The sequence below is a fragment of the Serratia sp. CY38905 genome, from assembly GCF_052168875.1.
GTDB lineage: Bacteria > Pseudomonadota > Gammaproteobacteria > Enterobacterales > Enterobacteriaceae > Serratia > Serratia sarumanii.
On record NZ_JBJNLV010000001.1, the window covers coordinates 790,861 to 809,746 of the forward strand.

Genomic DNA, 18,886 nt, shown 5'->3' on the forward strand with positions numbered 1-18,886 from the left:
GCCCACGTTTTCAACCGGTACAGATTATTCTGCTTGTGCATCCCGCACCTTCCCTTCTAAGGTTGAATTAACGCATATTCAGACCAACAGCGGGCCTCGCGCTCGCTCTGGCAAATCCGTCGGCGCCTGGCGCGCAGCGGCAGAGTAACCCCACGGGAGTTGAACGATGAAGAAGCCGCATGCCGGATTCTGGCTGGCGACGCTGGGACTGGGCGTCTGCTGGCTGCTGGCGCTGCTGACTCGCGATCGGCTCAACGGCATCCTGCTGGCCGGCGCGGCGCTGGCGCTGATCTTTACCCCGGCCGCCCGCCGTAAAGGCGCGGCCCTGGCCGCCCTGGGCGGTATCGGCATGGATGGGTTGTGGAGCTACAGCGGCGTGCTGCACTACAGCGGGCAACACGGCCTGCCGCTCTGGACCATCGCGCTGTGGATCGGCTTCGGCTGCTGGTGGTATTGGCTGCTGGACGTGGTCAGAGCGGCCCCCTGGCCGCTGGCGGTGCTGGGCGCCGCCGTCGGCCCCTTCGCCTACGCCGTGTCCTGGAAGCTGGACGCCTTGCTGCCCGGCGTGCCGCCGGAGTTCATGCTGCTGCTGCTGGCCGTCGGCTGGTCGATTTACCTGCCGGCCGTCAGCTGGCTGCAGTGGAAGCGGCGGGACAGCTGAACGGCGGGCGGCGGCCGGGAAAAATAATGCCGAAAGCCATTGCTTATCGGTTGCCCGATCGGGTTTACTGAGCGCTCTAATAATAATCACCCCTGCAAAAACATATCCCTATGCTTAGCCAACAAAGCCGTAGCGTCCTGCCGTTGATCGGGGCGTTGTTCACGTTATATATCGTTTGGGGTTCCACCTATTTCGTCATTCGCCTCGGCGTCGCGCAGTGGCCGCCGCTGATGATGGCCGGCATTCGCTTCCTGATCGCCGGTATCCTGCTGTTCAGTTTCCTGGCCTGGCGCGGCCATGCGCTGCCGACGCCGAAGCAGTGGCTGGCCGCCGGCGCCATCGGCATTCTGCTGCTGGCTGTGGGCAACGGCCTGGTGACGGTGGCGGAGCACCAACACGTGCCGTCCGGCATCGCCGCGGTGATGGTGGCGACGGTGCCGCTGTTCACCCTCTGCTTCAGCCTGCTGTGGGGGATGCGCAACACCAAACTGGAATGGGCCGGCATCGCGCTCGGTCTGGTGGGCATCGTGCTGCTCAACACCGGCAACAACCTGGTGGGCAACCCGACCGGCGCGCTGCTGATTTTGCTGGCGTCGGCCAACTGGGCCTTCGGGTCGGTACTGGGATCGCGCATCTCGCTGCCGGCCGGGCCGATGGCCGGCGCGGCGGAAATGCTGGTCGCCGGCGTGGTGTTATTGGCAGCCAGTCAGCTGAGCGGCGAGCGTCTGACTCAGATGCCGAGCACCGGCGGCTTTCTGGCGCTGGGCTATCTGATCGTCTTCGGCTCGATGCTGGCGATCAGCGCCTATATGTTCTTGTTGAAGAACGTGCGCCCGGCGGTCGCCACCAGCTACGCCTACGTCAACCCGGTGGTGGCGGTGCTGCTCGGCATCGGCTTTGCCGGCGAATCGCTGGCGCCGCGCGAGTGGCTGGCGCTGGTGATCATCGTGGCGGCGGTGGTGCTGGTGACGCTGGGAAAATACCTGTTCGCCCGCCCGGCCCGCGTGCAGGCCATCGACAGCGAACGGTAGCGATCGCAAAGGGCGGTCTGCGGGCCGCCGTTAAAAACGATTCTTGTTTCACCCGGCGAAGGGGCTATAATTCCCGCTGTTCCAAGCAACCTGCGAAATTATTCCTATGCTGAAAAAAGCGTTCGTCATCGTCATCGCCCTGTGCGCCTTCGGTTCTTTGGGCGGCGTATTCCTCGCCGGGCTGAACATCTACACCCGTTCCACCACCCCGCACGAAGAAAGCGCGCCTGCCGGGGATGCCGCCGCCACGCCGGCGCAAACCGAAACCCTTCAGGCCAAGTGATCGTCCAGCCAGCGCTGGCAGCGCAGCTGTAAAAAGCGCTGCAGCCGCCTGACGCTTTCCGACACCTGCGAGCAATGCGGGCAGACCAGGCACTTCGAGCAGTTCCTCACCGCGCCATAGCCGCCTTCCCCACGCCGGGGAGAAAAACGACGCGCTGCGCCTGATGCAGGCCGACGCGCGGCGGGTTACCTGCTGGCGCTGGAGAACGGCTTCGTCACCGGCAGCGCGATCGACATCGACGGCGGCGGCCTGTTGTAACGGCGGCTAGAGCGCCGTCACGCCCTGCGCGGCGGCCTGCTGTTCCAGCACGGTGATAATCTGGTAGGCCGAACGCGGCACCAGGCTGAAATCGCCGATCAGCAGGCGGTCGCTGACCGCCTCATCCAGCATCGCCCGGGCGCCGGCGCGCAGGATTTCCACCTGTTCCGGCGGCGTACCCGCCGCGGTGATCAGCGGCAGACCGGGCACCGCCGCCGTGCGGCCGATGATTTTCAGCCCCTCCAGTGCCTGCGGCTGCGCCCGGCGCAGCAGTTCCATGCTGATTGAATCGATGGCGGCGATATCCGCCTGCCCGCTGCGGATCAGCTTCAGCGACTGATAATGCGCGCCGGAGGCAATCGCCGCACCAAAGAATTTCCCGTCCTGCGCCAGCGGCGCGATCAGCGCGCGCAGGCCGTTGTAGCCGGACTGGGAATCGGTGCTGTTATAGGCCACCGTCCGGCCGCGAAAATCCGCCAACCGTTCGCCGGGGTCGCCCGCGCGCACCACCAGCCAGCTGCGGTAATTCGGCCCGTCGCACCCCTCAACCCGATAATGGTAGGTGCCGATCAGCTGCACCTGCGGCAGAGTGCTGACCAACGGATAACCGCAGGTTTGGCTGAGCAGCAGATCGTCGCGCCGCCAGTGCTGCGCCAAATCGTCCGGCCAACTGAGCCGCTCCGGCGCCGCCGGCAGCCCCAGGCGCAGCAGCTTGTCGCGCAATACCTGCCAGAAAGATTCGGCCTGCTCCCGGCCAACGCCGTACATCGGTAGAGACACCTGCATCATTTCCCCCTTACCCCGCCGGAGTGGTCGCCAGCGTCTGCTGACGCCAGGCGGTGAGATAACGCACCCAACGTTCGAACAGCATATCGGTGATAATAGCCAACAATGCCACCACCGCCGCGCCCTGGATCACATAGGCGGTGTTAAAGCCGCTCAGACCTATGATGATCGGCGAGCCGAGGGTCTTGGTGCCGACGGTGGAAGCGATGGCCGCCGTGCCGATGTTAATGATCACCGACGTGCGGATCCCGGCGACGATCACCGGCGCCGCCAGCGGCAATTCGACCCGGCACAGAATTTGCCAGGCGCTCATCCCCACGCCGCGGGCAATCTCGCGCGTGGCGGGCGGCACCGATTCGATGCCCGCCAGCGTGCCCTGCAGGATCGGCAGCAGGCCGTACAGCACCAGCGCAATGATCGCCGGCTGTTCGCTGAAGCCCATCACCGGCACCGCTACCGCCAGCACCGCTACCGGCGGGAAGGTCTGCCCCACCGCCACCACCGTTTCCACCAGCGAACGAAACTCCCGGCCGCTGCGCCGGGTTACCGCCACGCCGGCCGCCACACCGAGAGCCACCGCGATCAGGCTGGAGATCGCCACCAGCGACAGGTGCGCCCCCACCAGCGCAATAAAGCTGTCCTGCTGATAAATGGGCCGCTCCAGATCGGGGAACCAGGCGGCGAACAGGCCGCGCAGATGATCCATGCCGAACACCAGCGCCAACAGCAGCGCCAGCGTCCAGGGCAGCGGATCGCGCAGCAGGCGCCAGATGCGCCCGCTCATGACAGCGCCTGCCCGGCGATCAGATCGTTGAAGTGCAACACCCCCAACGCTTCGCCCCGTTCATCCACCACCGGCAGGCAGTCGCTGCCGCGCGCCACAAACACCGACAGCGCCTCCCGCAGGCTCATGGCGGCGGCGATCGGCTCGCCCTCGGCGGCGCCGGGCCGCACTCGCTCCGCCACCGTTCCCAGCGACAGCAGCTTGATGCCGCGATCGCTGCGCCCGAAGAAGTCCCGCACGAAGTCATTGGCCGGCGCGGTCAGCAGCGCCAGCGGCGTGCCCTGTTGCACCACCCGCCCCTGATCGAGCAGCACCAGGCGATCCGCCAAGCCCAGCGCCTCGTCGATGTCGTGCGTCACCAACACGATAGTGCGGCCGGAGAGCTGATGGATGCGCGCGATCTCCGCCTGCAACGCCGCGCGGGTGACCGGATCCAGCGCGCCGAACGGTTCGTCCATCAGCAACACCTCGGGATCGGCGGCCAGCGCGCGCGCTACCCCTACCCGCTGCTGCTGCCCGCCGGACAGCTGGTGCGGATAGCGACGGCGAAACAGATCCGGCTCCAGATGCAACAGCTCCAGCAGTTCGGTTACCCGATCGCGAATGCGCGCGCGCGGCCATTTCAGCAGCTGCGGCACGGTGGCGATGTTTTCCTCCACCGTCCAGTGCGGAAACAGGCCGATCGATTGGATCGCATAGCCCATGCGCCGCCGCAGATCCTGCGGTTTGAACGACTGGATCTCTTCGCCGGCAAAGAGAATCTTGCCCCGATCGTGCTCGATCAGGCGATTGATCATTTTTAACGTCGTGGACTTGCCGGAACCCGAGGTGCCGATCAACACGGTGAATTCGCCCTCGGCGATGTGCAGCGTGAGATCGTCTACCGCCGGCTTGCCCTGAAAAATTTTGCTGACTTGCTCAAAGTGAATCATCGGCGCGATACGTCCAGGATTGAAACCCAAAATTTAAACAGCGAATCGACGATGACCGCCATCATGACCACCGGGATCACCCCCAGCAGAACCAGATCCAGCGCGCTGCTGAGCAGCCCCTGAAAGACGATGGCGCCAAAGCCGCCGGCGCCGATCAGCGCCGCCACCACCGCCATGCCGACGGTTTGCACCGCCAGAATGCGCACGCCGGTCAGGAACAGCGGCAGCGCCAACGGCAGCTGCACGCGCAGGAAGATCTGCCCGCGCGTCAGCCCCATGCCGGTGGCGGATTCGATCACCCCCGCCGGCACGCTTTGCAGCCCCGCCACCACGCTGCGCACCAGCGGCAACAGCGCGTACAGCACCAGCGCCACGATCGCCGGCGCCATGCCGATGCCGCTGACGCCGTGTTCCGCCAGCCAGGGTACCGCCGTCGCCAGCCCCGCCAACGGCGCGATCAGCAGGCCGAACAGCGCAATGGACGGCACGGTCTGGATAATGTTCAGCGCGGAGAAAATCGGCCGCTGCCAGCGCTCGGAGCGAAAACACAGCACCCCGAGCGGCACGCCGATCGCCAGCGCCGGCGCCATCGTCGCCAGCAGAATGGTCAGGTGCTGCAGCAGCGCGGCGTCAAACACCTCCTGGCGATTGTGGTACTCCTTCAGCAGCGACAGCTGATCGAGCTGATGCCCGAACAGCAGCAGCGCCGGCGGCACCAGCACCAGCGCGTTGCCCAGCATGCGCCACAGGTGCGACGCGGTGATGCGCGCCATGGCGTCGGCGGCGATCAGCAGGCTCAGCGCCATCGTCAGCCAGCATCCGCTGCCCCAGGAGGTGCGCGCCAGGCGCGATCCCTCCTGCGCCAGACGCCCGGCGGCCTGCCCGCTGATCCAGAAGGCCAGCGTCAGCACCCCGCAGGCGGCCAGCGCCGCCAGCAGCGCCCGTCCCCGCGTCGGCGGCAACAGGCTGAGGATCGCCAATGCCGCCAGCGGCAACAGCAGCCACAGCGCCGGGCCGTGCAGCAGGGAGAACAAGGAGAGGCTTTTGCCCGACAACAGGCGATTGGGGGCATAACTGAGGAACGGCAGGCCGAACGCCGCCAGCAGCAACAGCATGAACAGCGTCAACAAGACGCGATGTTTTACGGCGATAGTCAAAGAAACGCTCCGGTTCCCTCGGTTTACCCCCTCTCCCGACGGCAGAGGGGGCACCTCGGCATTATCCCTTAACAAACCCTTTCTCTTTCAGGTAAGCGGCCGCCACCTGTTTGGCGTCCTGGCCTTCCACGGCGATCTGCGCGTTGAGTTTTTGCAGCGTCGGCCCGTCCAGCGAGGCGAACACCGGCTTCAGCAGCTCAGGCAGATTGGCGTGCGCCTTCAGGGCCGCTTCGCGCACGATCGGCGCCGGCGCGTAGATCGGCTGTACGCCTTTCGGATCCGCCAGCGTCTGCAGCCCCAGCGCCGCCACCGGGCCATCGGTGCCGTAGGCCATCGCCGCGTTGACGCCGGAGGTCTGCTCCGCCGCCGCCTTGATGGTCACCGCCGTATCGCCGCCGGCCAGGGACAGCAGCTGATCCTGATTCAGCTTGAAGCCGTAGGCATTCTGGAACGCCGGCAGCGCATCCGGCCGCTCGATAAATTCCGCCGAGGCCGCCAGCTTGAACTTGCCGCCGCCGTTGATCCACTTGCCGAGATCCGACAGCGTCTTCAGGTGATTGGCCTCCGCCACGTCCTGGCGAATGGCGATGGTCCAGGTGTTGTTGGCCGGCGCCGCGTCCAACCAGACGATTTTGTTTTTGTCGTAGTCGAGTTGCTTCACCTTCTCGAAGCCGGCCTGGGCGTTCTTCCACGCCGGATCTTTCTCATCGGAGAAGAAAAACGCGCCGTTGCCGGTGTATTCCGGGTAGATGTCGATCTCGCCGGACGTGATGGCGCCGCGCAGCACCTTGGTGGTGCCGAGCTGCAGCTTGTTGGTGGTCTGGATGCCGTTGGCTTCCAGCACCTGCACGATGATGTTGCCGAGCAGCGAACCTTCGGTATCGATCTTTGAGCCGACGCGCACCGAGTCGGCCGCCTGCGCCAGACCGCCGGTGGCCAGCAGGGCCAGCGCGACGGCAAAGGAACGTCCGCGTGATAAGGTGATTGCCATACTTTTCCTCTGGTTATACGTTTTCCGGCTCATGGGCCGGTTAGGTTGGAAAATCCTGAGAAACGCGCTTCCAGCGCGCAATAAATTTTTCCGTCGGCAGGGCATCGCCCTCCCCCTGCGGTTCACCGGCGCGCAACGGATGCACGCCGACGTCGATCGGCGTCAGGGCGTAATCACGCAGCCACTCGGCGTAGCCTTGCGCGACAAATCCCTGGCTGCGGCGCTGGTACGCCTCGCGCTCCGCCAGATAGACTTCGCGCAAACCATACCAGGGCAGGCCGGGCAGATCGTGATGCACTAAATGGTAGTTCAGATTGAGAAACAGCAGCCGCCACGGCCAACCCGCCTCATTAATAATAGAACGTGCCTGCGGTGCGTCCACGGCGCGATGCTCAAAAAACGATCTTACCTTGGTCAGCGCCAGCGCCGGGTAGCTGATGGCCAGCAGGTAAAACGCCGCGCCGATACCCTGCGCCTGCAGCCAGTCGAGCAGCATCGCCAACAGCGACAGGTGCACCAACCACCTCGCCCAGACGCGCCACTCCCCGGCGGCAAGCGCTTTCACCGCCCCGACCAGGGTCGCGGCGATATCCAGCGCCGGGCCGAGGAGCACCCGGCCGATCAGCGTATTGCGCACGGCGGCCAGCAGCGGCAGCAGCCGGGGATAGCGCCGCCACTGCGCGGCGCTGAAGTAATAGCTTTCGGGATCTTCGTGCGGATCGGTCAGGTGGTCGTTGCGGTGGTGGCGCAGATGCGAATCGCGATACAGCCCGTAGGGATACCACACCGCCAGCGGCAACAGGCCGAACAGCTGATTGACGCGCGGCCAGCGCGTCGGATGGCCGTGGATCAGCTCGTGCTGTAACGACATGTACCAGGTGGTCAGCAGGATCAGCAGCGGCGCGCCAAGCCACGGGCCCAGCGTTTGCCAGCCCAGCGCCACGCCGAACCAGCCGCCATACACCGCCGCCATGATCCCCCAGGTGGGCAGCTCCAGCCGCCAATGCCGGCGCCGATAAAGCTGCCTGATTCGTTCGCGCTGTTCGGGGTGCAAATAGTGGGCGTGGGACATGCTGCGGCTCGCGGTAAGAGATTTTCTCCCAGTATCCGTGAGCCGTAGCGGCATTCAAAATAACGAAAATGGCAAAGCTAAGTGAAAATTCAGCGGGTTGCGTACGCGTAAAAGCGAAAAAACGGGCCGCGCAGGCGGCCCGTCGGTCACATCTTCAGGGAACGAAATCGAGCACCACGGCGTTGAACAGCGCATACTCGGTGGCGTTGGCCATCGGCGGAAACTGCGCGCGCTGCACCGCCGCGCTCGCCGCTGCGCACAGTGGCGCGTCGCCTCTTACGATCTTGCTGCTCGCCAGCTTGCCGTCCGGCAGCAGCCGAATGCTGATGGTGCAGCGTTGGCCGCGCGCGCGTTCAGGCAAACGCAGCTCGCGGCTCACCGCGTTATGCACCCGCACCGGATAGCTGAGCGGCGCCGTGGCCTGCGTCTCAGCCTGCGGCTCCGGCAACGGGATGCCGGCCTGATGCCCGGCGCCGCAGCCGCTCAGCAGCAACAGCGCCAACAGGCTTAGCGTCTTTTTCATTCCCGATGTCCTTATTGGGGGGATTTATCCTTATTGCGCGGCCCTCACTGCGCCGCCGGGTAAGCCTCGCCGTCATCCGCGTAACGCTGCAGCCGCTCGCGCCACCACTTGGCCGCCAGACCGCTGGCACTTTCCCGCCAGCCGAAATAGGCAACGTCGCTGCAGCGCTCAGATTCCACGCGTTTCGCCACCAGTTCGCCGCTGTTCAGGTAAGGTTCCGCCAGAGAACGCGGCAGATAGCCGCAGCCCAGCCCGGCCAACTGCGCCTGCAGCTTGGCGTCGAAGCCGAAGACCGTCAGCGTATCCTGTTCTTCCAGCAGGTTCAGGCTCTGCGGCGCGTTGACCCGCGAGGTATCGCGCACCACCACCGCCCGGTGCTGACGAATTTCATCCTTCGGCAACGGTTCCGGCAGCGCCGCCAGCGGATGCTGTGGCGCGACGGCGAACACGTAATCCAACTGCCCCAGGCGGCTGAACGCATAACCCACCCGCGACGGCGGCTCGCAGATGGCGCCGATGATAATGTCGGCGCAGCCGTAAACCAGCGATTCCCAGGAGCCGGCCAGCACCTCGTGGCTGAAACGCAGCCGGGTATGATGATGCTGCAGATAGAACTCGTCGATCAGCGGCAACAGGCGGGCAAACGGGAAGGAGGCGTCGATCCCGAGCGTGATCTCGCTTTCCCAGCCGTTCTCCACGTAGCGCGCCTGCTGCTCCAGATCCTGCGCCGCCCGCAGCAACACCCGCCCTTTTTCCAGCATCAGCTTGCCAGTATCGGTGAACTTCGCCCGGTGGCCGGAGCGGTCCAGCAGGGTGATGTCGAGATCGTTTTCCAGCTTCTGCACCATATAGCTGAGTGCCGAAGGGGTTTTAAACAGTGCGGCGGCCGCGGCGGCGAAAGATCCGTGCCGGTCCAGCGCGTCCAAAATCAGCAGCGCTTCCAGGTTTAATCTCATGCTTTCTCCCGTGTATAAAAAAACTCAACAAGTCGGCAAAAATTCTGCGGTATCTTTGAAATCGCCCTCTGCCTACCATGCGTTTTATCGGCGTTACACTCATCAGATGTTCAACCGAAATATCACTGGGAAGGTAAATTATGTCCAAGTTTCAACTGCTTGATAAAGACAACTCCGCACTGATTTTTATCGACCATCAACCGCAAATGGCCTTCGGCGTGGCTAATATTGATCGTCAGCAACTGAAAAACAACGTTGTTGGTTTGGCGAAGGCGGGCAAGATTTTCAACGTGCCAACCCTTTTCACCTCGGTAGAAACCGAAAGCTTCAGCGGCTATATCTGGCCGGAACTGCTGGCGGTACACCCTGAAATCACCCCGATTGAACGCACCTCGATGAACTCCTGGGAAGACGCGGCCTTCGTTAAAGCCGTGGAAGCCACCGGCCGCAAAAAGCTGGTGATCTCCGCGCTGTGGACCGAAGTGTGCCTGACCTTCCCGGCGCTGATGGCGCTGGAAGCCGGCTATGAAGTGTATGTGGTGACCGACACCTCCGGCGGCACCTCCGTCGATGCGCATGAGCGTTCGATCGATCGCATGGTGCAGGCCGGCGCCGTGCCGGTGACCTGGCAGCAGGTGCTGCTGGAGTACCAGCGCGACTGGGCGCGCAAAGACACCTACGACGCGGTGATGGCGCTGGTGCGCGAGCACAGCGGCGCGTACGGCATGGGCGTCGACTACGCTTACACCATGGTGCACCACGCACCGGCCCGCACGCTGAAATAATTCCCCTTGCCCCGGCTCCGCGCCGGGGTATTTTCAGGAGTCGGTTTTATGGCCCATCCGCAGCATGTCACGCTGGTGATCACCCACCGTTTGGCGCCGGGGAACGAGCAGGCCTATGAGGCCTGGCTGAACCGCATCATCCCGGACGCCGCGGGCTTCACCGGCCATTTGGGCGTCAACGTGATTCGCCCTTCCGGCGACGAGCAGGCCTATACGGTGCTGGTCCGCTTCGACAACCTCGACAATCTGTACCGCTGGATCCACTCGCCGCTGCGCAAGCAATACATCGAAGAAGTCACCCCGCTGTTGCTGGAGAGCGACCATATCGAGATCCGCCCCGGCGCGGAGTTCTGGTTTACCCCGCCCAGCCCCGGCGTGCGCCAGCCGCCCCAGTGGAAGCAGTTCATCATCACCCTGCTGGTGATCTTCCCTTCCACCAATCTGGTGCCCTGGTTTTGGGGGCTGACGCTGCCGCAGCTGAACGGCACGCTGCTCGGCCATTTTCTCAATGACGCCACCGTGGTCGCCCTGGTGGTGTACCTGTGGATGCCTATCGTGACCCGCGTTTTTCATCAATGGCTGACCCGCCGCTAGGCGGTTCGCCGGGAGAATGTTATGAACCACCACGCTTCATTGATTATCACCAACGGCAAGTTTCACACCGTCGATCGCCAAAATCCCACCGCGCAGGCGGTCGCCATCCGCGACGGCAAGTTTCTGGCGGTCGGCAGCGAAAGCGAAGTCATGCAGCACGCCGGGCCGGAAACCCAGGTGATCGATCTGCACGGCCACACCGCCATTCCGGGCCTGAACGACTCGCACCTGCACCTGATCCGCGGTGGCCTGAACTATAACCTGGAGCTGCGCTGGGAAGGCGTGCCTTCGCTGGCCGACGCGCTGCGCATGTTGAAAGAACAGGCACTGCGCACGCCGAACCCGCAGTGGGTGCGGGTGGTCGGCGGCTGGACCGAATTCCAGTTCGCCGAGCGCCGCATGCCGACGCTCGACGAAATCAACCAAGCGGCGCCGGACACGCCGGTGTTCATTCTGCACCTCTACGATCGCGCGCTGCTCAACCGCGCGGCGCTGAAGGTGGTCGGCTACACCAAAGACACGCCGAACCCGCCGGGCGGCGAAATCCAGCGCGACGCCAACGGCAACCCGACCGGCATGCTGATCGCCAAGCCCAACGCCATGATCCTGTACGCTACGCTGGCGAAAGGGCCGAAGCTGCCGCTGGAGCAGCAGGTCAACTCCACTCGCCAGTTTATGCGCGAGCTGAACCGTCTGGGCCTCACCAGCGCCATCGACGCCGGCGGCGGTTTCCAGAACTACCCGGAGGATTATCAGGTGATCGCCGAGCTGCACGAGAAAAAGCAGCTGACCATTCGCATTGCCTATAACCTGTTCACCCAGCGGCCGAAGCAGGAGCTGGAAGACTTCGAGCTGTGGACCGACATGCTCAAGCCGGGCCAGGGCACCGACTTTTATCGCCACAACGGCGCCGGCGAGATGCTGGTGTTCTCCGCCGCCGACTTCGAAGACTTCCTGCAGCCGCGCCCGGATCTGCCGCCGGGCACCGAGGACGAGCTGGAGCGGGTGGTGCGCCATCTGGTCGAGCACCGCTGGCCGTTCCGCCTGCACGCCACCTATGACGAATCCATCAGCCGCATGCTGGACGTGTTCGAGAAGGTGAACCGCGACATTCCGTTCAACGGGCTGCACTGGCTGTTCGACCACGCCGAAACCATTACCGAACGCAATATCGAACGGGTCAAGGCATTGGGCGGCGGTATTGCGGTGCAGCACCGCATGGCATTCCAGGGCGAATATTTCGCCGAGCGCTACGGCATCGAAGCCACCAAACATACGCCGCCGGTGGCGAAAATGCTGGCGGCCGAGCTGCCGGTCGGGCTGGGCACCGACGCCACCCGCGTCGCCAGCTACAACCCGTGGACAGCGCTGTACTGGCTGGTCTCCGGCCGCACCGTCGGCGGCATGGCGATGTACGACGACAGCGCCCGGCTGGATCGCGAAACGGCGCTGATGCTGTGGACGCAAGGCAGCGCCTGGTTCTCCACCGAGCAAGGCAAGAAAGGCCAGATCAAGGTCGGCCAACTGGCGGATGTGGCGGTGCTGTCGCAGGACTATTTCAGCGTGCCGGAAGAGCAGATCAAAGGCATTGAGTCGGTAATGACGGTGGTGGATGGCAGGGTGGTCTACGCCGCCGGCAGCTTCTCGCCGCTGGCGCCGCCGCCGCTGCCGGTGCTGCCGGAGTGGTCGCCGGTCACCCAGGTGCCGGGCCACTACCGCTCCGCGCCGCCGTCGGCGGCGGCCAAAGTCGGCGTGCTGAGCCAGGCGCACCAATGCTGCGGCCCGTGCGGCGTACACGCGCACCAGCATGACATCGCGCGCCGCTCCAGCATCCCGGTGTCGGATGAAAACGCCTTCTGGGGCGCGTTCGGCTGTTCATGCTTCTCGTTCTAAGTTGCCAGGCAAGCAACTTATTATGCAACTAGCTTAATAAGATATTAAGCTATCAACACAACAAATTAATGGCGCTGCCCACGGGAGAGCGCCATTTCATTTTCAATCGCGGTTGATCTCCAGCCAGCGCCGCTGCTCGGCAGAGGCGGCTATCGCATCCAGCACGCAAGACACCTTCCAGCCTTCTTCAAAGTCCGGCCACATGCGATCGCCCGCGGCGATGCCGTTGACCAGATCGCGGATCTCCACCGTCTTCTGATCGTTAAAGCCGATGCCGTGCCCGGCGCTGATGCAGAACGCCGCGTAGTCCGGGTGCTTCGGCCCTACCAACAGCGTTTTGAACCCTTGCCGCTCCGCCGGCTCATCGTGCCGATACAGCTTCAGCTCCGCCATCCGTTCCTGGGTATAGCTCAGCGTGCCCTTGGTGCCGGTGACCACATAGGTCAGCCCCATCTTGCGCCCGCAGGCGATGCGCGAGGTTTCAAGAGTGCCCATCGCCCCGCCGGCGAAGCGCAGCAGCGCGCCGGCCTGATCTTCGTTTTCCACCGGCAGCAGGCGCGCCGGGTCTTGCGGGTCCGGGCGCTGTTTGATCACGGTTTGCATATCGCCACAGACCGCCACGATGTCGCCCACCAGGTAGTGCGCCATATTGACGATGTGCGCCGCCAGATCCCCCAGCGCGCCCAGCCCGGCGCTGGCGCGGCGGCAGTGCCAGTCGAGCGGCGTGCGCGGATCGGCCAGATAATCCTCATTGTGGGTGCCGTAAAAATGCACCACTTCGCCGATTTCGCCGTTGGCGATGATCTCGCGCGCCAGCTGGCTGGTCGGGTTCTTCATGTAGTTGAAACCGACCAGCGTTTTCACGCCCTTGGCGCGGGCGGCCTGCACCATCTCCGCCGCGTCGGCGGCGTCCAGCGCCAGCGGCTTTTCCGAATACACGTGCTTGCCGTGGCGGATCGCTTCCAGCGCCATCTCTTTGTGCAAGAAGTTGGGCGCGCAGATGTCCACCACGTCGATCGCCGGATCGGCCACCAGCTGCCGCCAATCGCCGGTCGAGCGCGCAAAGCCGAACTCGGTTGCGCGCTGCGCCGCCAGCTCGGGCGTCACTTCCGCCAGCATCTCCAGCACCAGCTCCCCTTTCAGAGGAAAGACCGTGGCGGCCTGCGCATAGGCGATGGCATGACAACGCCCGATATAACCGGTGCCGATTAACCCAACGCGTACCTGTTTCATCATTTTCTCCCGTGATCGAAATCCTGTGTAGAACCAGGCGCAGCTCAATGAAACGCGCTGGCTGATAACAGGTTTATATGGAATTTAAATTTCAACAACAAGAAAAAAGGAAAATAAAGTTCACATTCGTGATGCCGTTCATGAAACATTGACGGGATGATGCAACGGGGAAAGCCCGGATACGGCTTGCCGTATCCGGACGAGATAAAATGAACCGTTTATTTCATATCAAGGTAAACCGTTGGCGCCATGCTGCACGTAGCCAGGGCGTTGCAGCAGGCGCTGCTGATAGGCCGCCAGCGCCGCATAATTCGGCCGCTCGAACGGCGTCATCAGCCAGCGATTCAGCGACAGCCCCAGCACCACGTCCGCCAGCGTGAAGGCCGCGCCGGCGGCATAAGGGCCGTGCTGCGCCAAATGCTTGTCCAGCAGCCCCATCAGCCGATTCCACTCACGCTCGGCGGCGGCCAGGCTGGCGGCATCCTGATAATCCGCATGCCCGCGCACCCGCGACATGAACACATAGCGCCAGGCGCCGTTCAGATCGGTGGCCTGCCAGTCCATCCACATCTCCACCGCCGCGCGCGCGCCGGGTTCCTGCGGCAGCAGATCGCGGCGCCCTTCCCGTCCGGCCAGGTAGCGGCAGATGGTGTTCGACTCCCACAGCACCCGCTCGCCGTCGATCAGCACCGGCACCAGGCCGTTGGGATTCAGCGCCAGAAACGCCGGCTCCTGCGTGGAGCGAAAGCCGCTGCCCCAGTCCTCCCGCGCCAGCGGCAACCCCAGCTCCTGGCAGGTCCACAATACCTTGCGCACGTTGATCGATGAGGCTTTGCCCAATAATTTCAGCATTCGCTTTCCTTACCCTCTCCAGAACGGTTTATCGCCTTCGCGCCGCGCATCCGCCCGCGTCAGGCCGATATCCGCCAGTTGCCTGTCGTTCAGCAGCAGTAACTCTCTGCGCGTACTGCGGCGCAACAAATACCAACGCCAGCGTGACCAGCCTACCCGTCGCCACGTCGTCATGCCATCAAACAGTGCCATGTTGTTATTCTCCCTGCTGTTTTTGCGTTGCAGTCATCATGCTCGCCGGGAGAAAAACAATACAGATTCACGCTGGCGCTATTTTTTTCATACAGCTGCGCCAAAAAAACCGCTGAATGGTTTACTTTGAAAGCATCTGTACCGGTTTTTTAATCCTGCATCCCGATAAGAGGCCTCTGTATGACACGCTACGCCACTCTGGCCGCCATTCTCAGCCAACGCATTCAGCAAGGGCTGTATCCCGCCGGCCATCGCCTGCCTTCGGTGCGCGCGCTGAGCCAGGAGCACGGCGTCAGCATCAGCACGGTGCAGCAAGCCTACCGGCTGCTCGAGGAACAGCGCCTGGTGGAGGCGCGGCCGAAGTCGGGCTACTTCGTGCATACGCGGCGCGCGCAGGCCGAGCTGCCCGCCATGACGGCGCCGGTGCAGCGGCCGGTGGACATTTCGCAATGGGAGCAGGTGCTGGAGCTGGTGCGCAGCCGGCCGCGCGAGGGCCTGATCCAGCTGGGGCGCGGCATGCCGGATATCGCCGAGCCGACGATGAAACCGCTGATCGTCGCCCTGCGCAACGCCGCCCGCCACGGCGATCTGCGCAGCCTGTATTACGACAGCATTCAGGGCGTGGCCGCGCTGCGCGAGCAGGTCGCCCGCCTGCTGCTGGATTCCGGCTGCCAAATCGGCCCCGATCAGTTGCTGATCACCACCGGCTGCCAGGAAGCGATCTCCGCCGGGCTGCGCGCCGTTTGCCAACCCGGCGACATCGTGGCGGTCGATTCGCCCTGCTTCCACGGCACCATGCAGACGCTGAAGGGCCTGGGCATCAAGGCGCTGGAAATCCCCACCGATCCGCTCACCGGCGTCAGCCTGGCGGCGCTGGAGATGGCGCTGGAACAGTGGCCGATCAAAGCGATTCTGCTGACGCCCAACTGCAACAATCCGCTGGGCTACATCATGCCCGACGCCCACAAACAGCGGTTGCTGACGCTGGCGCAGCGCCACGACGCGGCGATCATCGAGGACGACGTCTACGGCGACATCGCCTATCACTACCCGCGGCCGCGCACCATCAAGTCGTTCGACGAAGACGGCCGCGTGCTGCTGTGCAGCTCGTTTTCCAAAACGCTGGCGCCGGGGCTGCGGGTGGGCTGGATCGCGCCCGGCCGCTACCTGGAACGGGTGCTGCACATGAAGTTCATCGGCTCCGGCGCCACCGCCACCCAGCCGCAGCTGGCGATCGCCGAATTCATCCGCGGCGGGTACTATCTGCAGCACCTGCGGCGCATGCGCGCCCGCTACCAGCAGAACCGCGATCGCATGACCGACCTTATCCTGAAACACTTCCCGGCCGGCACCCGCGTCAGCCGGCCGCGCGGCGGCTTTATGCTGTGGATCGAACTGGACGAGGCGTTCGACACCCTGCGGCTGAACCGCCATCTCGAGCAGCAGGGCGTGCAGATCGCCGTCGGCAGCATCTTTTCCGCCGCCGGCAAATACCGCAACTGCCTGCGCATCAACTATGCGCCGAAGCTGACGGCGGAGATCGAACAGGCGGTGCAGCGGGTCGGCGCCACCATCCAGGCACTGATGCCGAGCGGCGTGCTGCAACCTCAGGCGGACTGAAGCCAATACTCCGCCACCCGGCGGCGCAGATGACCGATGCCCTGCGGGTGATGAATAAACTGCTCTACCGGCATCATTCGCCAGCGCTGCCCTTCATCGCCAAAGCGAATGGCGGCGATCTGCGCCGGGGTGATCACCCCGGCCATAAACCAGGTCGGCGGGTAGCCGGGCTGAATACCGTCGTAACGCCGCTGCCAGACAACCTGGCGTTCGGCGAGCAACACCCCAAACTCTTCCTGCGTTTCCCGCAGCACGCACTGCAGCGGCGTCTCGCCGTTTTCCCGCCCGCCGCCGGGCAGATCCCACATCCCGGGCCACGGAATGCCCGGCTTGTCGTCCCGTTGGTAAACCAGCAGGCGGCCGTCGCACAGCAGCGCGATCTTGGCCCCGCCAAACGCCCGATCCGTCATGTTTTCCGTCTCCCGCCCATACCGTTGCCTGAACATCATACTCCATCCCGGCGCGGCCTGGTGTATAGTGAAAATCCGTTTCACAACAGGCGAACAATACGATGAATTCTCCGTTTCTGGTGACCCCTCAATGGCTTGCGCAACATATCAACGATGAAAATCTGGTGGTGATCGACGTCCGGATGTCGCCGGTGGGGCTGACGCCGAAGAAAGATATGCTTGCCGAGTTCGAACGCGGCCATATCCCCGGCGCGGTCTATTTCGATATCGACGAGGTGGCGGACAAAAGCACCGCGCTGCCGCATATGCTGCCGACGGCGGCGGAATTCGCCGCGTCGGCGGGCCAATTGGGCATCAGCGAACGCGATACCCTGGTGATTTACGACGAGGGCAACCAGTTCTCCGCGCCGCGCGGCTGGTGGACTTTCCGCAATTTCGGCGCCGAGCGCGTTTACGTGCTGGACGAAGGGCTGAACGGCTGGATCGCGCAGGGCCAGGCGCTGGCAACCGGCCCGGCGCAGCCTGCCCCGCAGACGTTCAACGCCCGGTTCAACGCCGACGCGGTGGTGGATATGCGGCAAGTGGAGCAGGCGTTAGGCACGCCGGTGCAAATTCTCGACGCGCGCGCCGCGCCGCGCTTTTATGCCGAAGCGCCGGAGCCGCGCCCCGGCCTGCACCGCGGCCATATTCCCGGCAGCATCAACATTCCGTACGGCGAGCTGCTGGAAAACGGCCGCTTCAAATCGCTGGAGGCGCTGCGCCAAACCTTCAACGACAAGGGGGTGGATATCAACGGCCCGATCATCACCAGCTGCGGCTCCGGCGTGACGGCGGCGGTGCTGGCGTTCGGCCTGCTGTCGCTCGGCGCGCCGCAGGTCAAGCTGTATGACGGCGCCTGGAGCGAATGGGGCCAGCTGAGCGGCAAGCAGCCGATCGCCCAAGATTAAGTTTCGATCCGCTCGACCACGATCTGCGCCAGCCGCTGCACGGCGGCCGAAGGCTGATCCTCGGCGCGGTGCAGCACCACGCCGAGCTGGCCGAGAGCGGGCAGCATATCGGGGGCCAGCGGCGCCAGGCCGGGCGGCAAACCCGCCGCCGTGCGCACCGTGACGCCCAATCCAGCGCTCACCGCCGCCCACACGCCGTTCAGGCTGCGGCTGGTAAAGGCGATGCGCCAGGGTATGCCGGCACGATCCAGCGCCTGCGTCGCCGCGCTGCGCATCAGGCAAGGCGCGTCGAACATCACCAACGGCAACGGCTCATCCCCTTCTCGCCAGGGCGCCAGCGCGAAGCCGGGCGAGGCGATCCAGTGCAGCTGCCGCTGCCCCAGCGCCAGATGAAACGGCGTGCTCAAACCGCCATCCCACGCCAGCGACAGATCCAGTTGGCCTTTCAACACCCAGTCGATCAGCTCGGCATTGCGCGCGATGCGCGCCTCGATGCGCACCTTCGGATTGGCGCGCGCGAAGCTGCCCAACACCTGCGGCAGAAACGTCTCGCCGAAATCCTCCTGCAGCCCCAGCCGCACCGTGCCCTGCAAATCCAACCCGCGCACCGCGGCGGCGGCTTCGTCATTGAGCTCCAGCAGGCGGCGCGCGTAACCGAGCAGCGTTTCCCCCGCCTCGGTCATCACCATGCCGCGCCCGGCCTTGCGCAGGATCGGCGCGCCGACCTGCTGTTCCAGCTTTTTCAGGTGAGCGCTGACCGCCGACGTCGAACGCCCCAGCCGTCCAGCCGCCTTGGCGAAGCTGCCCAGCTCGACGCCGGTGACGAAGCTGCGCAAATCCTCGAGATCGAACGTTATTCGCCTCATGCTGACCATCCTGATTTTCTGAACCATCGATAAAAATAATACCGATTTTACTGATAAAGA

The 18,886-nt window shown here is 64.3% G+C and carries 21 protein-coding genes and 1 pseudogene; 9 read left to right on the top strand and 13 right to left on the bottom strand.

From position 1 onward, the window contains the following. Window positions 1-166: 166 nt before the first annotated feature. The 4 genes and pseudogenes from ACJ8MK_RS03950 to ACJ8MK_RS03965 form a co-directional block, all read left to right on the top strand. On the top strand, window positions 167-661 hold the full coding sequence (locus tag ACJ8MK_RS03950) for a DUF2878 domain-containing protein (protein ID WP_033637629.1): 495 nt from the start codon (window positions 167-169) through the stop codon (window positions 659-661). Window positions 662-771: 110 nt separating this feature from the next. Continuing rightward, entirely contained in the window at window positions 772-1,692 is a 921-nt protein-coding gene (gene yedA, locus ACJ8MK_RS03955) for a drug/metabolite exporter YedA (protein ID WP_442517515.1), read from the top strand. Window positions 1,693-1,798: 106 nt separating this feature from the next. Further along, a complete protein-coding gene (locus ACJ8MK_RS03960) occupies window positions 1,799-1,975 on the top strand; it encodes a hypothetical protein (RefSeq protein WP_016928550.1) in 177 nt (58 codons plus the stop codon). 177 nt (window positions 1,976-2,152) lie between these two features. Next, window positions 2,153-2,233 (top strand): annotated as a pseudogene (locus ACJ8MK_RS03965) (SDR family oxidoreductase); the annotation flags it as partial. A gap of 6 nt (window positions 2,234-2,239) precedes the next feature. Here ACJ8MK_RS03965 and ACJ8MK_RS03970 read toward each other — a convergent pair. The 8 genes from ACJ8MK_RS03970 to ACJ8MK_RS04005 all read right to left on the bottom strand — a co-directional run bounded on the left by ACJ8MK_RS03970 (window position 2,240) and on the right by ACJ8MK_RS04005 (window position 9,434). Continuing rightward, complete coding sequence (locus tag ACJ8MK_RS03970; RefSeq protein ID WP_103772519.1) at window positions 2,240-3,001, bottom strand: phosphate/phosphite/phosphonate ABC transporter substrate-binding protein; 762 nt, start codon at window positions 2,999-3,001, stop codon at window positions 2,240-2,242. A gap of 28 nt (window positions 3,002-3,029) precedes the next feature. Then, a complete protein-coding gene (locus ACJ8MK_RS03975; protein WP_197772022.1) occupies window positions 3,030-3,803 on the bottom strand; it encodes an ABC transporter permease in 774 nt (257 codons plus the stop codon). Next, window positions 3,800-4,735 carry an ABC transporter ATP-binding protein gene (locus ACJ8MK_RS03980; RefSeq protein WP_033637623.1) on the bottom strand — a complete coding sequence of 312 codons (936 nt, stop codon included), beginning with the start codon at window positions 4,733-4,735 and terminating at the stop codon, window positions 3,800-3,802. Before ACJ8MK_RS03980 ends, ACJ8MK_RS03975 begins: the two co-directional genes overlap by 4 nt. Then, window positions 4,732-5,892 (bottom strand): ABC transporter permease, encoded by a 1,161-nt coding sequence (locus ACJ8MK_RS03985; protein WP_033637622.1) that lies wholly within the window; start codon window positions 5,890-5,892, stop codon window positions 4,732-4,734. Before ACJ8MK_RS03985 ends, ACJ8MK_RS03980 begins: the two co-directional genes overlap by 4 nt. A 61-nt stretch (window positions 5,893-5,953) precedes the next feature. Beyond that, window positions 5,954-6,883 carry a glycine betaine ABC transporter substrate-binding protein OsmF gene (gene osmF / locus ACJ8MK_RS03990; protein ID WP_033637621.1) on the bottom strand — a complete coding sequence of 310 codons (930 nt, stop codon included), beginning with the start codon at window positions 6,881-6,883 and terminating at the stop codon, window positions 5,954-5,956. A gap of 40 nt (window positions 6,884-6,923) precedes the next feature. Then, a complete protein-coding gene (locus ACJ8MK_RS03995; RefSeq protein WP_060428992.1) occupies window positions 6,924-7,955 on the bottom strand; it encodes a fatty acid desaturase in 1,032 nt (343 codons plus the stop codon). 154 nt (window positions 7,956-8,109) lie between these two features. Next, window positions 8,110-8,478: a cell envelope integrity protein TolA gene (locus ACJ8MK_RS04000; RefSeq protein WP_442517516.1), complete on the bottom strand. Its 369-nt coding sequence runs from the start codon at window positions 8,476-8,478 to the stop codon at window positions 8,110-8,112. Between the two features lie 44 nt (window positions 8,479-8,522). Continuing rightward, on the bottom strand, window positions 8,523-9,434 hold the full coding sequence (locus tag ACJ8MK_RS04005; RefSeq protein ID WP_041034072.1) for a LysR substrate-binding domain-containing protein: 912 nt from the start codon (window positions 9,432-9,434) through the stop codon (window positions 8,523-8,525). A gap of 140 nt (window positions 9,435-9,574) precedes the next feature. Between ACJ8MK_RS04005 and ACJ8MK_RS04010 the strand changes: the two genes are divergently transcribed. Genes ACJ8MK_RS04010 through ACJ8MK_RS04020 form a run of 3 tightly spaced genes read left to right on the top strand, consistent with a single transcriptional unit; the run spans window position 9,575 to window position 12,706 of the window. Next, window positions 9,575-10,219 carry a hydrolase gene (locus ACJ8MK_RS04010; protein WP_033637618.1) on the top strand — a complete coding sequence of 215 codons (645 nt, stop codon included), beginning with the start codon at window positions 9,575-9,577 and terminating at the stop codon, window positions 10,217-10,219. Window positions 10,220-10,267: 48 nt separating this feature from the next. Next, window positions 10,268-10,813, top strand: a complete 546-nt coding sequence (locus ACJ8MK_RS04015) for an antibiotic biosynthesis monooxygenase (RefSeq protein ID WP_442517517.1) — start codon at window positions 10,268-10,270, stop codon at window positions 10,811-10,813. 21 nt (window positions 10,814-10,834) lie between these two features. Continuing rightward, complete coding sequence (locus ACJ8MK_RS04020) at window positions 10,835-12,706, top strand: amidohydrolase (protein WP_442517518.1); 1,872 nt, start codon at window positions 10,835-10,837, stop codon at window positions 12,704-12,706. Between the two features lie 102 nt (window positions 12,707-12,808). Here the strand turns inward: ACJ8MK_RS04020 and ACJ8MK_RS04025 are convergent, their stop codons facing one another. From ACJ8MK_RS04025 to ACJ8MK_RS04035, 3 genes are all read right to left on the bottom strand, one after another. Beyond that, window positions 12,809-13,939: a Gfo/Idh/MocA family protein gene (locus tag ACJ8MK_RS04025; protein WP_060421385.1), complete on the bottom strand. Its 1,131-nt coding sequence runs from the start codon at window positions 13,937-13,939 to the stop codon at window positions 12,809-12,811. A gap of 228 nt (window positions 13,940-14,167) precedes the next feature. Then, complete coding sequence (locus tag ACJ8MK_RS04030; protein ID WP_033646945.1) at window positions 14,168-14,791, bottom strand: glutathione S-transferase family protein; 624 nt, start codon at window positions 14,789-14,791, stop codon at window positions 14,168-14,170. A gap of 9 nt (window positions 14,792-14,800) precedes the next feature. Continuing rightward, complete coding sequence (locus ACJ8MK_RS04035; protein ID WP_033637613.1) at window positions 14,801-14,983, bottom strand: DUF1127 domain-containing protein; 183 nt, start codon at window positions 14,981-14,983, stop codon at window positions 14,801-14,803. A gap of 180 nt (window positions 14,984-15,163) precedes the next feature. Here ACJ8MK_RS04035 and ACJ8MK_RS04040 point away from each other — a divergent pair, with 180 nt between their 5' ends. Beyond that, complete coding sequence (locus ACJ8MK_RS04040) at window positions 15,164-16,603, top strand: aminotransferase-like domain-containing protein (protein WP_103798808.1); 1,440 nt, start codon at window positions 15,164-15,166, stop codon at window positions 16,601-16,603. Here the strand turns inward: ACJ8MK_RS04040 and ACJ8MK_RS04045 are convergent. Then, window positions 16,591-17,013, bottom strand: coding sequence for an NUDIX hydrolase (locus tag ACJ8MK_RS04045; protein WP_033646950.1), 423 nt, complete (start codon window positions 17,011-17,013; stop codon window positions 16,591-16,593). The two genes, ACJ8MK_RS04040 and ACJ8MK_RS04045, sit on opposite strands and share 13 nt — an antisense overlap. Window positions 17,014-17,114: 101 nt before the next feature. On the opposite strand from ACJ8MK_RS04045, the gene sseA reads away from it, so the two are divergent. Beyond that, window positions 17,115-17,960 carry a 3-mercaptopyruvate sulfurtransferase gene (gene sseA / locus ACJ8MK_RS04050; RefSeq protein WP_442517519.1) on the top strand — a complete coding sequence of 282 codons (846 nt, stop codon included), beginning with the start codon at window positions 17,115-17,117 and terminating at the stop codon, window positions 17,958-17,960. On the opposite strand, the gene ACJ8MK_RS04055 is transcribed toward sseA, so the two are convergent. Then, on the bottom strand, window positions 17,957-18,826 hold the full coding sequence (locus ACJ8MK_RS04055; protein ID WP_442517520.1) for a LysR substrate-binding domain-containing protein: 870 nt from the start codon (window positions 18,824-18,826) through the stop codon (window positions 17,957-17,959). The genes sseA and ACJ8MK_RS04055 overlap by 4 nt on opposite strands. Window positions 18,827-18,886: the final 60 nt, after the last annotated feature.